This is a genomic window from Rhizobium sp. BK008 (assembly GCF_014197345.1).
In the GTDB taxonomy this organism is placed as follows: Bacteria; Pseudomonadota; Alphaproteobacteria; order Rhizobiales; family Rhizobiaceae; genus Rhizobium; species Rhizobium anhuiense.
On record NZ_JACIFK010000007.1, the window covers coordinates 57372 to 73122 of the forward strand.

Annotated in this window: 15 protein-coding genes; 3 read left to right on the top strand and 12 right to left on the bottom strand. The window is 62.3% G+C overall.

Translation table 11 applies throughout. From position 1 onward, the window contains the following. Positions 1–19: 19 nt before the first annotated feature. The 3 genes from guaA to FHT69_RS24430 all read right to left on the bottom strand — a co-directional run bounded on the left by guaA (position 20) and on the right by FHT69_RS24430 (position 2758). Positions 20–1582, bottom strand: coding sequence for a glutamine-hydrolyzing GMP synthase (guaA, locus tag FHT69_RS24420; RefSeq protein ID WP_183906085.1), 1563 nt, complete (start codon positions 1580–1582; stop codon positions 20–22). 91 nt (positions 1583–1673) lie between these two features. After that, complete coding sequence (locus FHT69_RS24425) at positions 1674–2312, bottom strand: 5'-methylthioadenosine/S-adenosylhomocysteine nucleosidase (RefSeq protein ID WP_047617570.1); 639 nt, start codon at positions 2310–2312, stop codon at positions 1674–1676. Further along, positions 2309–2758 carry a PaaI family thioesterase gene (locus FHT69_RS24430; RefSeq protein ID WP_003544704.1) on the bottom strand — a complete coding sequence of 150 codons (450 nt, stop codon included), beginning with the start codon at positions 2756–2758 and terminating at the stop codon, positions 2309–2311. Before FHT69_RS24430 ends, FHT69_RS24425 begins: the two co-directional genes overlap by 4 nt. 267 nt (positions 2759–3025) lie before the next feature. On the opposite strand from FHT69_RS24430, the gene FHT69_RS24435 reads away from it, so the two are divergent. After that, complete coding sequence (locus FHT69_RS24435; protein ID WP_097543181.1) at positions 3026–4102, top strand: DUF2252 family protein; 1077 nt, start codon at positions 3026–3028, stop codon at positions 4100–4102. Positions 4103–4156: 54 nt separating this feature from the next. Here the strand turns inward: FHT69_RS24435 and FHT69_RS24440 are convergent, their stop codons facing one another. From FHT69_RS24440 to FHT69_RS24465, 6 genes are all read right to left on the bottom strand, one after another. After that, the gene (locus FHT69_RS24440) at positions 4157–5236 is read right to left on the bottom strand and encodes a DUF1513 domain-containing protein (protein ID WP_183906086.1); all 1080 of its coding nucleotides are present in this window, start codon (positions 5234–5236) and stop codon (positions 4157–4159) included. Between the two features lie 4 nt (positions 5237–5240). Next, entirely contained in the window at positions 5241–6341 is a 1101-nt protein-coding gene (locus FHT69_RS24445; protein ID WP_183906087.1) for an imelysin family protein, read from the bottom strand. Further along, a complete protein-coding gene (locus tag FHT69_RS24450; RefSeq protein WP_097543183.1) occupies positions 6341–7879 on the bottom strand; it encodes a di-heme oxidoredictase family protein in 1539 nt (512 codons plus the stop codon). The genes FHT69_RS24445 and FHT69_RS24450 overlap by 1 nt, the downstream gene beginning before the upstream one ends. Positions 7880–7925: 46 nt before the next feature. After that, a complete protein-coding gene (locus FHT69_RS24455; RefSeq protein ID WP_183906088.1) occupies positions 7926–9203 on the bottom strand; it encodes an imelysin family protein in 1278 nt (425 codons plus the stop codon). A 239-nt stretch (positions 9204–9442) separates the two neighbouring features. Next, complete coding sequence (locus tag FHT69_RS24460) at positions 9443–10732, bottom strand: RsmB/NOP family class I SAM-dependent RNA methyltransferase (protein WP_063474814.1); 1290 nt, start codon at positions 10730–10732, stop codon at positions 9443–9445. 122 nt (positions 10733–10854) lie between these two features. Beyond that, positions 10855–11160, bottom strand: coding sequence for a septal ring lytic transglycosylase RlpA family protein (locus FHT69_RS24465; protein ID WP_244604868.1), 306 nt, complete (start codon positions 11158–11160; stop codon positions 10855–10857). Here FHT69_RS24465 and FHT69_RS34350 point away from each other — a divergent pair. Beyond that, positions 11060–11359 carry a hypothetical protein gene (locus FHT69_RS34350; RefSeq protein WP_244604869.1) on the top strand — a complete coding sequence of 100 codons (300 nt, stop codon included), beginning with the start codon at positions 11060–11062 and terminating at the stop codon, positions 11357–11359. The genes FHT69_RS24465 and FHT69_RS34350 overlap by 101 nt on opposite strands. Before the next feature lie 536 nt (positions 11360–11895). Here the strand turns inward: FHT69_RS34350 and FHT69_RS24470 are convergent. From FHT69_RS24470 to FHT69_RS24480, 3 genes are read right to left on the bottom strand one after another with little or no spacing between them, the layout of a single operon-like run. Next, positions 11896–12765 carry an SDR family oxidoreductase gene (locus FHT69_RS24470; protein WP_063474813.1) on the bottom strand — a complete coding sequence of 290 codons (870 nt, stop codon included), beginning with the start codon at positions 12763–12765 and terminating at the stop codon, positions 11896–11898. Further along, entirely contained in the window at positions 12765–13922 is a 1158-nt protein-coding gene (queG, locus tag FHT69_RS24475; RefSeq protein WP_063474812.1) for a tRNA epoxyqueuosine(34) reductase QueG, read from the bottom strand. The genes FHT69_RS24470 and queG overlap by 1 nt, the downstream gene beginning before the upstream one ends. Before the next feature lie 12 nt (positions 13923–13934). Beyond that, a complete protein-coding gene (locus FHT69_RS24480) occupies positions 13935–14627 on the bottom strand; it encodes a glutathione S-transferase family protein (protein WP_028758378.1) in 693 nt (230 codons plus the stop codon). A 230-nt stretch (positions 14628–14857) separates the two neighbouring features. Between FHT69_RS24480 and FHT69_RS24485 the strand changes: the two genes are divergently transcribed. Continuing rightward, complete coding sequence (locus tag FHT69_RS24485) at positions 14858–15655, top strand: undecaprenyl-diphosphate phosphatase (protein ID WP_097543185.1); 798 nt, start codon at positions 14858–14860, stop codon at positions 15653–15655. Positions 15656–15751: the final 96 nt, after the last annotated feature.

Here is a 15751-nt window from a genome sequence, read left to right on the forward strand (position 1 = left end):
CGGTCGGATCGGCTCGGCATCACTCCCACTCGATCGTACCGGGCGGCTTCGACGTGACGTCGTAGACCACGCGGTTGATGCCGCGCACCTCGTTGATGATGCGGGTGGCGGCGCGGCCGAGGAATTCCATGTCGTAGTGGTAGAAATCCGCCGTCATGCCGTCGACCGAGGTGACGGCGCGCAGCGCGCAGACGAATTCATAGGTGCGGCCGTCACCCATGACACCGACCGTCTGGACCGGCAGCAGCACGGCGAAGGCCTGCCAGATGGCGTCGTAGAGGCCGGCCTTGTGGATTTCGTCGAGGTAGATCGCATCAGCTTCGCGCAGGATCTCCAGCTTTTCGCGGGTGATGCCGCCGGGGCAGCGGATCGCCAGGCCGGGGCCCGGGAAAGGGTGGCGGCCGATGAAGCTGTCGGGCAGGCCGAGCTCGCGGCCGAGCGCGCGCACCTCGTCCTTGAAGAGCTCGCGCAACGGCTCCACGAGCTGCATCTTCATGCGCTCCGGCAGGCCGCCGACATTGTGGTGCGATTTGATCGTCACCGACGGGCCGCCGGTGAAGGAGACGCTCTCGATCACGTCGGGATAAAGCGTGCCCTGGCCGAGGAAATCGGCGCCGCCGAGCTTCTTGGCCTCTTCCTCGAAGGTCTCGATGAACAGCCGGCCGATGATCTTGCGCTTGGTTTCCGGGTCGCTGACGCCTTCGAGCTCGCCGATGAAGCGGTCGGAAGCATCGACGTGCAGCAGATGCAGATTGTAGTGCTCGCGGAACATGGCGACGACGTTGGCCGCCTCGTCCTTGCGCATCAGCCCGTGGTCGACGAGGATGCAGGTCAATTGGTCGCCGACGGCCTCATGGATCAACAGGGCTGCGACCGAACTGTCGACGCCGCCCGAAAGCGCGCAGATGACGCGCTTGTCGCCCACCTGCTCGCGGATCTGCTCGACCGCTTTCTGGCGATAGGCCGACATCGACCAGTCACCCCTAATGCCGGCAATGTTGTGAATGAAGTTGCCGATCAGCTTGGCCCCATCGGGCGTATGCACAACCTCGGGATGGAACTGCACGCCGTAATATTTGCGCTTCTCGTCGGCGATGAAGGCGTAGGGCGCGTTGGAGGAGGTGGCGACCACCTCGAAACCATCCGGCAGCGCCGTGACGCGGTCGCCATGGCTCATCCAGACCTGATGACGAGACCCGGAGGACCAGAGGCCCTCGAACAGCTGGCAATCCTTGTCGACATCGAGGAAGGCGCGGCCGAATTCGCGGTGATGGCCGCTCTCGACCTTGCCGCCGAGCTGCATGCACATCGTCTGCTGGCCGTAGCAGATGCCGAAGACCGGCAAGCCGCTGTCGAAGATGATGTCAGGCGCTCGCGGCGATCCCTCGTCCACCGTCGAAGCCGGGCTGCCGGACAGGATCACGGCCTTGGGCTGCAGGCGCTGGAAGCCCTCTTCGGCCGATTGAAAGGGAACGATCTCGCAATAGACGCCAGCCTCGCGCACACGCCGTGCGATGAGCTGGGTCACCTGGCTGCCGAAATCGACGATGAGAACGGAGTCGGGATGTGCTGTCTGGGTCATGGCGAGGCTTTAATGAAAAGCGCTTCGCCTTGCAATGCGGGAAATCGGCGGCATCGGGTTTTTATTGTTCCGATTGTCCCAGAATTTAAGCCTAGAACCAGAAAACGCCGTCCTCCAGCGCCGTGAACAGGCTGTCGACGCCGTAGGAGAGCTTGCGGTCGACGATATGCAGATATTCGGTCCAGCCGGAAATATGCTGCAGTTCGACTGCGCCGTCGGAAATGCCGCGAAGGCCGATCAGCGGCAGCTTGTAGCCCTGGCAGGCGCGCAGCACCGCAAACGTCTCCATGTCGACCATGTCGGCGTCGATATTGGTATAGGCGGCGCCCGAGATGACGTTGCCGCCGGTGGAAAGGCTTGCTTCCGGAATGCCGGGAATGCGCAACGGCAGCTCGAGCACCGCGGGCAGGTCGAGAAAGGGGGTCTTGCCCTTTTCGAAGCCGAGCGGCGAGGCGTCCATATCGCGGTAGGAAACCGAGGTCACCTGATAGATTTCGGTCTGCTCCAGTTTCGCCGAGCCGGCTGAGCCGAGCGAAACGACGAGATCGGGCAGGTCGTCGGCGGCATCCAGCCGCCCCAGCGCCTTGGTCAGCGCCACCGCCGCCTCGACCGGGCCGACGCCGGTCATCAAAGGTTCGATGCGCGAACGCAGGAAGGGACCGTATTCGGCCTCGGCCGCCATGACGAACAGGATGGATTTCCCCGCGACCGATTTCAGTTCGAACTTCATCCCGTTATTCCTTCCCTACCGCGGATCACCATCATCGTTCCGGTCATGGAGGCGATGAGTTTGGCCGGCCCGTCGCTGATTGCGTAGCCTCGCCCGTCGGCGACGATGATGGTGGAGCCGGGTTTGGTGATTTCCCCGCGAAACAGGAAACGATCGCCACGCCCCGGCGACATGAGATTGACCTTGAACTCGATCGTCAGGATCGAGGCTTCGGGGTCGATGACGCTGTAGGCCGCAAAGCCGCAGGCCGAATCGAGCGCCGCGGAAATGATGCCCGCATGCAGGATGCCGTGCTGCTGTGTCAGTTTGACGTCGAAGGGAAGCTCGATCTCGACGACGCCGTGCTCGACGCGCGTCAACTCCGCGCCGATCGTCTCCATCGCCGCCTGCCGCGCAAAATTGCGGCGAATTCGCGCGCGGAAATCGCCCCTGTCAGTCTCGCTCATGTCTGCCCCTCTTGCAGCCGCGAAAGTGGCATGGTGCGCCGGATTCGACAAGCTGGACATTGCTGAAATCGGTCCGGGCGGCGATGGAAAGCTGCGTCCGTGTCGCCGGGGCAACCTTTCACCTTTCCCTTGCCGTGCAAGTCGGTACGGCTGGCCAGTACCGCTGGCCAGTACCGCTGGATTGTGGCGATCCGATGCGAAGACGATTGCAGCTTCGCGCGGTGCGCGTATTCTCCGCATCGGATCGCGAAATGATGGAGCGCCGGCATGACGACGATATCGCAATCGGTCCGGAATTTCGAGACCTGGCTGGCCGGCGAACTCGGCGACGATCTCGTCAAGGACGATCTGCGCGAGAAGCACGAGAAGATGCGAAGCGGGGATTTCGTCTTCCTGCGCGCCACCTATTGGCGCTGGTGCGAGATCATCCTCGATATCTGCCCGGAACTGTCAGGCGCGCCTGAGGTGCTGGCGATCGGCGATACGCATCTGGAGAATTTCGGCACCTGGCGAGATGTCGAAGGCCGGCTCGTCTGGGGCGTCAATGATTTCGACGACGCGGCGGTGATGCCCTATGCATTTGATCTCGTTCGTCTCGCGGCAAGCGCCATCCTGGCCCGCGGCGACGACGGTCCCTCGGCTCGCATGATCGGCGAATTGATCTTGAGCGGCTATCGCAGGGGCCTTGAAAATCCATTGCCCGTCATCCTCGAGCGCGACCACAAATGGCTGCGCAAGGCGCTGATGCTGCCGAATTCCGAACGCCGGGAATTCTGGGAGAAATATGAAATGTTGCGTCCCGGCAGCAAGCCGCCGCCATCAGCCTATGTCATGGCGCTCACCGGCGCGCTGCCGTCCGGGACAGGGCCCTTCGTGCCGAAGCCGCGCAGCGGCGGCACCGGCAGTCTCGGCCGGCCGCGTTTCGTCGCTTATGCCGAGTGGCAGGGTGGGCCGGTGCTGCGCGAGGCAAAGGCGCTGCTGCCGTCCGTCTGGTCGCTTCGCCACAGGAAGCAGGACGTGGCGATCCATGCGGACGAGATCGCCAATGGACGGGCGCGCTCAGCCGATCCTCACTACCGGGTCTCCGGCCGCATCCTCGTGCGCAGGCTCTCGCCGAACAGCTGCAAAATCGAAATCGACCGGCATCCCGAGATCCTGCTGTCGCCGACGATGCTGGAACTGATGGGCTTCGAGATCGCCAATTGCCATTCCAACGATGCGGCGGCGGTTGCGGCGATCCTGAAGGACTTGGCGGTGCGGGGAAACGAATGGCTGCACGAGGCGGCCAGGGCCGCGGCATCGAGCGTCAGCGCCGAGCAGAAAGCCTATTCCCGCGCCGGCTAGCAATTCCTGCAAAAGTGTGCAGCGGTTTCGCGTCCGGAATTGCGCTTCTCTGATTTAGATCCGCACGATGTGCTGATCCCAGGCGACGTCGCTGCGGGTCGACAGGAAATCGCCATCATAGGAAGAAACGGCAAAGCCGCTTCTTGCCGGGGCGATGCCCGCCGCATCGGGAACGACGGTCTCGGCCAGCACCTTGCCCGACTTTGCGTCAAGGGTCACCGAGGCGCCGCCCTTCGGCGAGGTGATGCCGACGAGGCCCTTGCTGCGATTGACGGCGATCGCCCCGACGTAGTTGGCAAGCCGGCGCGTCGTCTCCTCCGGCAGATCGATGAAGGAGAGATCTTCGCCTTTGGCGAAATGGCCGACAAGCGGCGGCAAATCCTTGCGGTGGCCTTCATACTGGCAGGCGAACCAGATGCGGCCGTCGCCGTCGAGATCGACGTGGCGGGTGGAGAGTTCGGCCCATTCCGCCGGCAGCACATGTTTTTCGACCAAGGCCCCGGTCGCCGCATCGATCAGTGTCAGCGACGGCTGCATCTCGCCGAGATTGAGCTTGGTGCGGCCGAAATCCGGGTGTGTCTCGATGCCGCCATTGGCGACGATCAGAAGGCGTCCGTCGTCGGACACGGTCATGTCGTGCGGACCGATGCCGTAGCTCTCGAATTCGCCGATGCGGGTGAAGCGGTCGGTGGCGTCGTAGAGGCCGATCATGCCGCGATTGCCGTCGAAGTCGTTCTCGCTGGCATAGAGCAGGCGGCCATCGGGCGAGAAGGCGCCGTGGCCGTAGAAATGCCGGCCTTCCCTGGAGGTGATGACAACAGGCTCGCCTTTGTTCCACGGATCGAAAACCATCGCAAAGGTGCCGGGCCGGCGCGCGAAGGCGACGGTCTTGCCGGTGGCAGCGCTGAAGGCCATGCCGTGGGCGCGGGCGGGAAGCGCCACCTGATCGACGATCTCGCCGCGCTCGGTCACGGTCGCAACGGCAAAGGCGCCGTCGGCTGTACGAATGCCCGATGCATAGACCGCGTCAGTCCGCTCCAGCGCCATCAGCGCCCTTGGCGTCAAGGCCGCAAGGAAGCCGAGGCCGGCTGCCTTGACGAAACTGCGTCGGTTGATCGCGGCACTTCGTATCATCGTCTCAATCTCCGTCCGAAAAGGAAAAGCCGGCCGAAAGGCCGATCGCTGCGCCATATTCGTCGCTGATCCGGGTGATCAGGTCACGGCTCTCGGCAAGCAGCGTATCGAGCTTGGCTTTCTCCGCATCGCTTGTCGCGACGTCGATGTCGGGATTGAGCTTAGGCACGCTGTCGAGCAGCGATTTGAAGTCCTCGTCGATCGCGGCGGCGATCGGCTGTTTGTCCGGCGGCAGAAGCTCGGCCATGCCGGCCTTCTGCCAGAGCGTGCGCAGGCCCTCCAGATTGGCGGCCATCGATTTCCAGGTATTTTTGGAACGCCAGTAGATTGCCATGCGCGGGCGCGGCGCAGTGTCCTTGCCCTTGTAGAACTGCTCCAGCCGCTGGTCGCGGACATTCTCGGCGCCATGGACGAGAATGCCGAGCAGCGCCGTCACCGCTTCCTTGTTGTCCATGAAATCGTCGCTCTGCGGTCCGGGATGTTTCCAGCTCGCCTGCACGCCGTCGGGCTTTTCCCAGGCGGCGACGACTTCGCCGGCCTCACGCTGGATATTGCCGGCAACCGCCTGGCCGTAAAGGCAGCGGAATCCATTTTTCTGGCCGACGAGATCGTTGGAGCCGTTGCCGTAGAGCACATATTCCAGCGCCGTCAGGCCCTGCAAAGCGACGCTCTTGCCGGCGATCGCATCGACTGTCGCATCCTTCGGATCGGCCTTGGCGATCAGCGCCTGCACCTGCTTGAGGCCGACACCCTTGCGGTCGGGATAAAACAGGATGTGCTCGAAGAGATTGTCCTGGATGACGGGTCCCGTCTGGACGATCTCGACGATCGACCAGTAGCGGATCGTATCGTCGAAGGCGGATTTCGCCTTGTCGAGCGTCTGTTGCGTGCCGTCGGCGCAAAGATCCTTCATCGCCGTCGTCAGCCGGGCGGCAGATTGCTGCATGTTGCGATAGCCCGGGCGGATCACCTCGTCGACGGCGCGCTGCATGACGGCGGGAACGGCATCCTCGTTCAGCCCCGCCGGGGGAGCCGCGGTCTGGGCGGCCGCCGATGTGGCGAGGCCGATCAGAGTGAGGCAGAGCAGGGGGTGCCAAAGGCGCATCAAAGTGACTCCAGGAATGTAATCAGGGCCACCCTGTCGTCTTTAGACAGGGAGGAGAAAGCGTTGCGGGCCTTTTCAGCTTCGCCGCCATGCCAGAGGATCGCTTCGGTGAGGCTCCGCGCACGGCCGTCATGCAGGAAAAAGCTGTGTCCGCTGACAGTCCGGGTCAGTCCTATACCCCATAGCGGCGGCGTGCGCCATTCACGTCCGCTTGCAAGACCGACCTGCTGTCCGTCGGCAAGGCCGTCGCCCATATCGTGCAGAAGGAAGTCGGAATAGGGCCAGATCAGCTGGAAGGATTGGGCCTTTTCGGGCGTATCGCGGCGGGTGACGAACTTCGGCACATGGCAGGAAATGCAGCCGCTTTCGTAGAAGATCCGCTTGCCCTGCAGCGTCTCGGGAAAGCTCGCCTTGCGGCGCGCCGGGACGGCGAGATTTTCGGAATAGAAGGTCACGAGGTCGAGAATGGAACCCGGCGCCTCTTCTTTGCCCAGACGTTTCTGCACACCGGTCGGCATAGCAAGGCATTTTTCTTCCGCCTTGGTGCAGTCGCCCTGCGCATTCGGCTGATCGGGTGTCGAGATGCCGATATCGTTGGCGAAGGCATCCGCACTCTGGTCGCGCACCGTGGCGTTCTGCGCCTTCCAGCCGAACCGGCCGAGCGCAATCTTGCCGCTGCGATGATCGCGCACGATCGCCGCCTTTCCCGAAATGCCGTCGCCGTCGGCATCGTCGGGATCGGCATGGGTCAGGATGTCAGCCTCCGGAATGGCCTCGATCAGCCCGAGGCCGATCATCGCCGAGGCGACACGCGGCGAAATCGTCGTCGCCGGATCAAGCGGCCCGTAGGCGGGATTGACGACCGCATAGCTCGGCCGGCGCAGCGACACGATCTCGCCGTCGCTCAGCGTCACCGGTTCTTCCTGGTAGCTGATCGCCATCTTTCCTTCGGCGGCTAGGCCGGGAACAGCGAGGTCCTGCAGCTGGTGGCCGTAGACCGGATCGGGGAAATTGACGACATCAGATTGGACAATCGCCTTTTCTTCCGCCGGCGTCCTGGCCGCGCGGGAAAGCCGCAGCAGCATCGAAGTGGCGCTCGGGCCTCCTTCCGGCGGTTTGCCGCGGCCATCATTGACATGGCAGCTCATGCAGGAGCGGGCATTGAACAGCGGCCCGAGACCATCGGAGGCTTGCGTCGAGGAGGGAGCGGAAACCCAGAGCTTGCGGAAGAGCGCGTTGCCGAGCTTGAAATTCTGCTCTTCCTCGAAAGGGATGTTGGCCGAAATATGCGAGAAGCTGTCCTCGGTGACAGGGTCGATCGAGGTGGTCGCACCCGCCTGCATCGCTTCGTATTGTTCTGCCTTGGAAAAATCCGTCGTCGGTCGGGTCACGTCGGCGACACGTTTCAGATCGGTTTCGGAAAGATCGGTGCGTTGCGCCGGCAGATCGAAACCGGCGGCGATGGCTGCGGAAAAACCGGCAAGCGTGGCGCAGAGGGCTGCGCTGGCGATCAATCGGCGGGCCGGGGCATGCGACATTTCAGGGTCCGGGCCGCTCCGGCTTCGAAGCGGCCCGCCTTTTTGCTTATTTGAAGACGGCGTTAGGATTATCCAAGCTGTCGGAACCTTCAAGCTGAACCGTACCGAGATCGAGTGCGGCAATAACGCGCTGCACCGATTTCGTCTGGTCGATCAGCCCGTCGATGGCAGCCTGGACGACGGCGTTGCCTTCCTTGTTGCCTTCACCGATCATCTGGTCGTACTTCTCGACCGTCTCGCCGCGCTTAGCCATGGCGTTCATCGCGTCGAGCGTCTTGTTGAGCTTGCCTTCCACTTCGGCATCGAGCGCCTTGTCCTTGGCGGCCACCAGATCGTGCAGCGACGGGCCGCTGAGCTTGGTGCCGTCGACGCGGGTATAGTTGCCGGTATAGGCGGCGGCGATGCCGATCGCGTCATTGAGATGCGAGTTGTAGGTATTGTCGGAGAAGCAATCATGTTCTTCTTCCGGATCGTGCAGCAGCAGGCCGAGCTTCATGCGCTCGCCGGCAAGCTCGCCGTAGGACAGCGAACCCATGCCCGTCAGGATCGCCACCAGGCCGGCCTTCGGATCGGCTTCGACGTTCTTCGTCGCAGCGCCGTCCGGCTTCCAATTGTCGGTCATTTCCTGCAGGTCGGAGACGAGCAGGGTGGAGGCGGATTTCAGATATTCGGCGCGGCGGTCGCAATTGCCGTGCGTGCAGTTCTTGAGATCGTAATCCGTTGCCGGGCGGTCGCCGGCGCCGGGGCCTGTGCCGTTCAGATCCTGGCCCCAGAGCAGGAATTCGATGGCGTGATAGCCGGTCGCGACATTGGCTTCGATGCCGCCGGCCTCGGCCAGCGTGCCGGAGAGGAATTCCGGCGTCAGCTTGGAAGCGTCGACATCCTTGCCGTCGATCTTGATCGTCTTGTTGGCGATGACATTGGCCACATAGAGAGAATTTTCGTCGCTCTCGCTGCCGTAGGAGGCAGCGACATAGTCGATCAGGCCTTCATCGAGGGGCCATGCGTTGACCTTGCCTTCCCAGTCGTCGACGATCGGATTGCCGAAGCGATAGACTTCGGTCTGCTGATAGGGAACGCGCGCCTTGATCCAGGCGTCCCTGGCGGCTTTCAGCGTCGCGTCATCAGGCGCCTTCAGGAAGGCGTCGATGGCGGCGTCGAGCGTCTTAGCCGTCGTCAGCGAATCCTCGTATTTCGCATGCGCCACGTCGGCATAGTGTTTCACCACGGCGGCAGCATCGGTCTCGGCATGTGCGGGAAGGGCGAGCAGGGCGGCGGGGGCAATCGCCAGTACGGCTGCGCGGAATGTGCGGTTGAGCTTCATGATCCTCTCCTGTGACGGGATCTTCCGTCTAATCGGGCTTCGTCTCTTCGCGCAAAAGTAAACTGGTGTCAAACGCTCTAGTTTGGAATGGTTTTAAGGATGGGCAGGTGTTGGCAAAGCTGCCCGTCTTGAACGGCATCTGTTTGAAAAGTCGGCAGCATCTGCGCCGTCTCGCCGTGCTGGGCAGCGTCATTCCGCCGCGGGCGTCACGATCCGCTATTGGCCTTGGCCGAGCCGCCTCAGCCCTTGCGCTGCATGCGGCAGAAGAAGAAGCCGTCCGTATCGGTGGAGGCCGGCGTCAGCGTCACTGTCAGGCCGTCGGAAGAATGCGGACGCTGGGCGTCTTTTCCAAAGAGCTGATCCCAGGCGGGCAGGGCGCTGACGATCTGAAAATCGGGATTGTCGGCCGTGAAGCGGCGCACCTGTTCCTCGTTCTCCTGCGGCAGGACCGAGCAGGTGACGTAGATCAGCTCGCCGCCCGATTTGACGAAGCCGCTCGCCTGCGTCAGCGCATCCTGCTGCTGGGCAGTGCGCTCGTCGAGGTTCTTTGCCGTCAGCCGCCATTTCGTATCGGGACGGCGGCGCCACGTGCCGGTGCCGGTGCAGGGCGCGTCGACCAGCACCTTGTCGCAGCGCCCGGCAAGGCCGGAAAGCGCCCTGGCGTCGTCATGCACCTGGACATTGCGCGTGCCCGCCCGCTTCAGCCGTTCGATGATCGGCGCCAGCCGTTTGCGGTCGGCGTCATAGGCGTGAACCTGTCCCTTGTTCTGCATGGCCGCCGCCATGGCGAGCGTCTTGCCGCCGCCGCCGGCGCAATAGTCGAGAACCTGTTCGCCGTCGCTGGCCAGCACCAGATCGGCGACGATTTGCGATCCCTCGTCCTGCACTTCGAACCAGCCTTTCTGGAACGAAAGCTCGGCTGTGACGTTAGGAAGACGCGAGGCGCCTTCGCCGGCGGCAATCCGGATGCCGTAGCGGGCGATCCTGGCTGCATGCGCGCCGGCCCTGTCGAGCGCCTTGACGACCTTGTCGCGGGACGCCTTGAGGCTGTTGGCGCGCAGATCGAGCGTCGGGCGGGCGGCAAGCGCCTGTGCCTCGGCCAGCCAGTCGGCGCCGAAGGCCTGTTCGAAGGAGGATTGGACCCATTCGGGAATATCGCCGCGGATATGCGGCGGCGCATCGCTAAGCGAGCGGCTTTCAAAGGCCGAGACGGCCTCGGCCGAAAGCGGCGGCGGCGCAAATTTGTCATCCGCCAGCTCGGTGGCAAGACTGTCGGGGGTAAAACCCCATTGGCGGAACATGACGGCATGGGCGATGGCCTGAGCACTGTCGTCGTCCATCAGCCAGGCATGGGAAAGCCGCATGCGCAGGGCGTCATAGACGATGTTGCCGATCGCAGCACGATCGCCGGAGCCGGCGAAGCGGTGCGCAAGGCCCCAGTCCTTCAGCGCGTCGGCGACAGGGCGCTTGCGGGCATCGATGTCCGCGAGCACAGAAATCGCCCCTTCGAGGCGGCCGCCCAAACGCATTCACATGTCTCCTGTTGCCGTGGCGTGCGATGATCCGCAACAGGCGCGACAGTCGCGGGCGGATTGTTCACAAGTCTCAACCGCGTGGTAGCCGCGATTGACGGCAAGAGCAAGGGTTGGGCTCAGCTGATGACCTGGTAGCAGACTTTCGCAGTGCCGGAGCTCACCATGCCGATATTCTGGGCGGCGGCGCGCGACAGATCGAGCACGCGGCCGCGGATGAACGGACCGCGATCGTTGATGCGAACGACGACGGTGCGGCCATTGTTGCGGTTGGTGACTTTCACCTTGGTGCCGAAGGCAAGCGAACGATGTGCGGCAGTCAAGATGGCAGGATTCATACGTTCCCCGGAAGCAGTTTTGGAGCGAAGTGCGTACCATGAAGCACCGCCGCAACCATTGCCAGCAAAACCTTCCGCCGGAAGCATGGAAGAACAGGCTGCAATAGTTGCCGCGGCGATAATAGAACGACGTATTTTCTTCAAAACAGAGTATCCCTCAACTATTGAACTCACGCCCTTGCAGGCGGCGGGGCTTAAATCTGTTAAAAAGTGGCGAAAAAGTGCCGCCATCGTTCACGGAATATTACAATCTGTAACATTCGTGAGTGTTTCGGCGAAATTTTAGAAATCGACGGCAATCGTCAATGTGGAAAAAACATAATGAAATCAGTTAAAATACGAACGAATTTTCCGAAGAAGTAGTTAACGCCCTGGCGTTCACGAAAATCGCAAAAATATTTTTCCGATTTCGCCATATTTGTTGCCACATTTGGGCAAATTCAAAGGCCGTTAACCATAGTATGCGGCGAAAATTGTCCCACCAAAGCGCGAAAGTAGGAATTTCCTACTCATTTTGGGTGAGTAACCCCTGTTTGCAAACAGCAGCCTGATCTAGAGCCTTTCCGGATTAGATTGAAGCATTCTGCCGGAGCAGGTTTTCGTCAGGACAGAGGCGATTGGCGAAGGGCATACCTCTTGGTACGGTCGAGCCGATCGCCTTTGTCCTGGCGCAAAGATGCCCGGCCCTTCGGGTTGGCTGAAACGGGCCGGCTGATCGACCGGCCGGCTTGGCCGTAGAGCTGGGCTACGACGCGCGCCGGCCGGTCGACCATCCGACTCCGTTTGAGCCAACAGAATGCTGCAATCTAACCCGGAAAGGCTCTAGCCGCGCCAGCGTCCGTCCTGCCACAATTGCGCAAGCGACATGGGATAGTTCGGGAAGGAGAATTGGAAGCCGGTGGCCTTGAGTTTCGCATTCGAGATGCGTTTGTTCTCGCCGTAGAAGGAGCGTGCCATCGGTGATAGTTCGGCGGTCTCAAAAGCCTGCTCCGGTGGCGGTTCGACACCCATCAGGCGGGCTGCCTCGACGATCACGTCTTGCGGCGGGGCGGGCCGGTCGTCGGTGACATTATATATACCGCCGAGCCCGCGCTCCGACAGGAAGCGGGTCGCCGCGCCGATATCTTCGACGCGGATGCGGTTGAATACCTGGTCCTTCTTGATCAGCCGGCGCGCCGTGCCCTTTTCCAGATTGCAGAAGGCGTTGCGGCCCGGCCCATAAATGCCGGAAAGGCGCAGCACGGCCGCCGGCACACCGCGCTCCCGGCCCATCGCCAGCCAGCCCTCTTCCGCCTCGAGCCGCTCCTTCGAGCGCCCGGAAACGGGCAGGCAGGGCGTTTCCTCGTTCACCCAGGCGCCCTTATGATCGCCATAGACGCCGACGGTGGAGAGATAACCGATCCATTTGAGACGAGGCAGCAGGCTTGCGCCATCTTTGCCAAGCAGCCGCAGCAGCGGGTCGGCCTGCCCGGGCGAGATCGACTGCACGAGGTGCGTGACATCGGCCAAAGCCCGGCGCAGCCCTTCTTCCATGGTCTCGCCGTCGAAAAGGAATGCGTCGATGCCGTTCTGGCGGAGCACGTCCATCTTGTCTGGCGAACGCGTCGTGCCGGAAATACGCACGCCGTCGCCTGATAAGGCCTTGGCGATCGCCGTGCCGGAATAACCGCAGCCAAAAATCATCACATGCATCAGCCCACTCCCGCCAATCGCCATTCGTTCAAGACGTCGTCATCTCTCTCGTGAGCCCTTTGTGCGGCAAAGGCAGAGAATTCGCCAGCCTCCATCAGCCGTGAAAGCGCCCAGACCGCCATGCCGCGCACGACAGGCGAGGGATCGCTCGCGAGCATGCGACATTGCCCGATCAGCGCCGTCTCGCCGGAATTGCCGGCGGCGATCAGCACGTTGCGGACGAAGCGGTCGCGGCCGATCCGCTTCACCGGCGAGCCGCTGAAGAAGGTGCGGAAGGCGGCATCGTCAAGCGTCAGCAGAAAGGCGATCGACGGTTCCTTCAGCTCTTCCCGCGCCTGCAGCTTCATCTCGGAGGCGGAGCTTGCGAACTTGTTCCAGGGACAGGCGGCAAGACAGTCGTCGCAGCCATAGATGCGATTGCCGATCAGCACGCGCAGATCGGCGTCGATCGGTCCCTTGTGCTCGATGGTGAGATAGGAGATGCAGCGCCGCGCGTCGATCTGGTAAGGCGCCGGGAAGGCAGCCGTCGGACAGATGTCGAGGCAGGCGCGGCAGGAGCCGCAATGATCGTTCTCCGCCGCGTCGACGGCAAGATCGGCAGTGGTGAACATCGTGCCGAGGAACAGCCAGGAACCGTGCGTGCGGCTGACGAGATTGGTATGTTTGCCCTGCCAGCCGAGCCCGGCGGCCGCCGCCAGCGGTTTCTCCATGACAGGCGCCGTATCGACGAAGACTTTCACATCGGCGCCGGCGCGCGCCGCAAAGCGCGTGGCGATCTCCTTCAGCCGGCCCTTGATGACGTCGTGATAATCGCGGTTGCGGGCATAGACTGAGATAGCTGCCTTATCAGACTTGTCGAGGATACCGCGCGGATCTTCCTCCGGAGCGTAATTCAGGCCGAAGACGACGACGGAGCGCACCTCGCTCCACAGTGTGCGCGGATCGCCGCGCCGGTCGCGCGTCTCCGCCATCCAGTCCATCGTCCCGTGGCGCCCGGCATCGATGAACTGGCCGAGCCGTTCCTTGGCTTCGGGGATCGCGTCCGGGCGCGTGATGCGGCAGAGATCGAAGCCCTTGGCGGCAGATTCCGCCCGAACGAACTCGGTCAAATTGTCGCGGCGGCGGCGCTCTTTGTCGTCATTCTTCGGTTCGGGCATGAAGAGCCCTCGTCAGAAATCCAGATCGGCATAGTGTGAAACCGGTGTCAGGCCGCGCACGCGCTCGGTCAGCATCGGCCGGAAAGAGGGACGCGACTTCAGCCGCTGGTACCAGTCCTTGACGACGGGCGCGTCCGCCCACTCGATTTCGCCGAGATAGTCGAGGATTGAGATCGACGCCGCAGCGGCAAGATCGGCATAACTCATCCGCTCGCCCGCCAGCCACTGACGCGAGCCGGCAAGCCAGGTGAGATAACGCATATGCTGGCGGATATTCGCGCGGGCCGTGCGCAAAATCTTCGAATCCGGGGCTCCGCCGCCCTGATCGGCGGTCATCTGCAACTTGTAGACACGCTCGCGGGCGAGCGGCTTGGTCACGTCGTTTTCCATCTTCTGCATGAACCATTCGGTCAGCCGGCGGATTTCCGCCCGCTGAAAGGGGTCTTCGGCGAGCAGCCGCCGGTCGCGTTTCAACACGCCGTGGGTCTCGTCCAGATATTCGGAAATAACGCTCGCGCCGCAGAGCGCGCGCATGCTGTCGTCGACATAGACCGGCAGCGTGCCGGCCGGATTGAGCGCCAGGAAATCCCGGCGCTTCTCCCATGTCTGCTCCTCGATCAGATCCGCCTGATAGCCGTATTCCGCCAGGATCAGCCGGACGAAGCGAGATGCGGATGACATGGGATGATGATAAAGCGTGGGCATCGATACTCGGGCTTTGTGATTGTTGTTACAGGACTGTGTGGCAGCTCAATTATAGCGCCCTAGTCATGACTCATTGGTTGAAGCTATAGGAGCTTGGCCCCGCCAATACAAGCGAATCGGATTTTACCCCATCTGACGATGGCGAAACACGGTCTAACGAACGAATGGAAGCGGCAGCCTGATCGACCCAAGCGCTCAGGCCCGGCCGAACTTTAAACCGGAGACGATGTATGGATTATATAAATGCTGCAATTCTCGGTATCATAGAGGGGATCACCGAATTTCTGCCGATCTCGAGCACCGGCCACCTGATCATCGCCGAGCAATGGCTCGGACACCGGTCGGACATGTTCAATATCGTCATTCAGGCGGGCGCCATCCTCGCCGTCACCATCATCTATTGGCGTCGTCTGCTGGATCTGGTGCTCGGCTGGCGCGAGCCTGAGAATCGCGATTATGCCGCCAAGCTGATCGTCGCATTTCTCATCACCGCAATTCTCGGCCTTGTGGTCAAGAAGCTCGGCTTCGAACTTCCCGAGACTGCAACGCCGATCGCCTGGGCGCTGATCATCGGCGGTATCTGGATGATCTTTGCCGAATGGGCGGCCGCACGCAGGCCACCGCACAAGGAGATCACCTGGCTTGTCGCCATCCTGGTCGGCATCGCCCAGATCGTTGCGGGCGTGTTCCCGGGAACGTCGCGCTCCGGCGCCACCATCTTCGTCGCCATGCTGGCCGGCACGGGCAATCGTGCTGCGGCAACCGAATTCGCCTTTCTCGTCGGCATCCCCACAATGTATGCCGCAAGCGGCTATGAATTGCTGAAGACGTTCAAGGATGGCGGCGCGGCTGGCGAAGACTGGACGGCGCTCGGCATCGCCTTCGTCGTTTCCACCATCGTCGCCTTCGTCGCGGTCAAATGGCTGCTTGCCTATATCAGAAGCAACCGGTTCACGCTGTTTGCCGTCTACCGCATCATTCTCGGTGTCTTGCTGCTCGGCATGGCTGCGACCGGCTTGATCGGTTGAGGCTTCCTTACGAGTCTGCATTCGCGCAAGTCCCGGCGCGAATGCAGTGCCTGTCGGAAGGTGGCGAACGAATACCCGCGCCCCGCCAAGCGTCGA

Bases quoted from the DNA above. Each gene is read 5' to 3' on its own strand.
- guaA (WP_183906085.1), bottom strand. From the start codon at position 1,582: ATGACCCAGACAGCACATCCCGACTCCGTTCTCATCGTCGATTTCGGC.
- FHT69_RS24425 (WP_047617570.1), bottom strand. From the start codon at position 2,312: ATGAAGTTCGAACTGAAATCGGTCGCGGGGAAATCCATCCTGTTCGTC.
- FHT69_RS24430 (WP_003544704.1), bottom strand. From the start codon at position 2,758: ATGAGCGAGACTGACAGGGGCGATTTCCGCGCGCGAATTCGCCGCAAT.
- FHT69_RS24435 (WP_097543181.1), top strand. From the start codon at position 3,026: ATGACGACGATATCGCAATCGGTCCGGAATTTCGAGACCTGGCTGGCC.
- FHT69_RS24440 (WP_183906086.1), bottom strand. From the start codon at position 5,236: ATGATACGAAGTGCCGCGATCAACCGACGCAGTTTCGTCAAGGCAGCC.
- FHT69_RS24445 (WP_183906087.1), bottom strand. From the start codon at position 6,341: ATGCGCCTTTGGCACCCCCTGCTCTGCCTCACTCTGATCGGCCTCGCC.
- FHT69_RS24450 (WP_097543183.1), bottom strand. From the start codon at position 7,879: ATGTCGCATGCCCCGGCCCGCCGATTGATCGCCAGCGCAGCCCTCTGC.
- FHT69_RS24455 (WP_183906088.1), bottom strand. From the start codon at position 9,203: ATGAAGCTCAACCGCACATTCCGCGCAGCCGTACTGGCGATTGCCCCC.
- FHT69_RS24460 (WP_063474814.1), bottom strand. From the start codon at position 10,732: ATGCGTTTGGGCGGCCGCCTCGAAGGGGCGATTTCTGTGCTCGCGGAC.
- FHT69_RS34350 (WP_244604869.1), top strand. From the start codon at position 11,060: ATGGCAGGATTCATACGTTCCCCGGAAGCAGTTTTGGAGCGAAGTGCG.
- FHT69_RS24465 (WP_244604868.1), bottom strand. From the start codon at position 11,160: ATGCTTCCGGCGGAAGGTTTTGCTGGCAATGGTTGCGGCGGTGCTTCA.
- FHT69_RS24470 (WP_063474813.1), bottom strand. From the start codon at position 12,765: ATGCATGTGATGATTTTTGGCTGCGGTTATTCCGGCACGGCGATCGCC.
- queG (WP_063474812.1), bottom strand. From the start codon at position 13,922: ATGCCCGAACCGAAGAATGACGACAAAGAGCGCCGCCGCCGCGACAAT.
- FHT69_RS24480 (WP_028758378.1), bottom strand. From the start codon at position 14,627: ATGCCCACGCTTTATCATCATCCCATGTCATCCGCATCTCGCTTCGTC.
- FHT69_RS24485 (WP_097543185.1), top strand. From the start codon at position 14,858: ATGGATTATATAAATGCTGCAATTCTCGGTATCATAGAGGGGATCACC.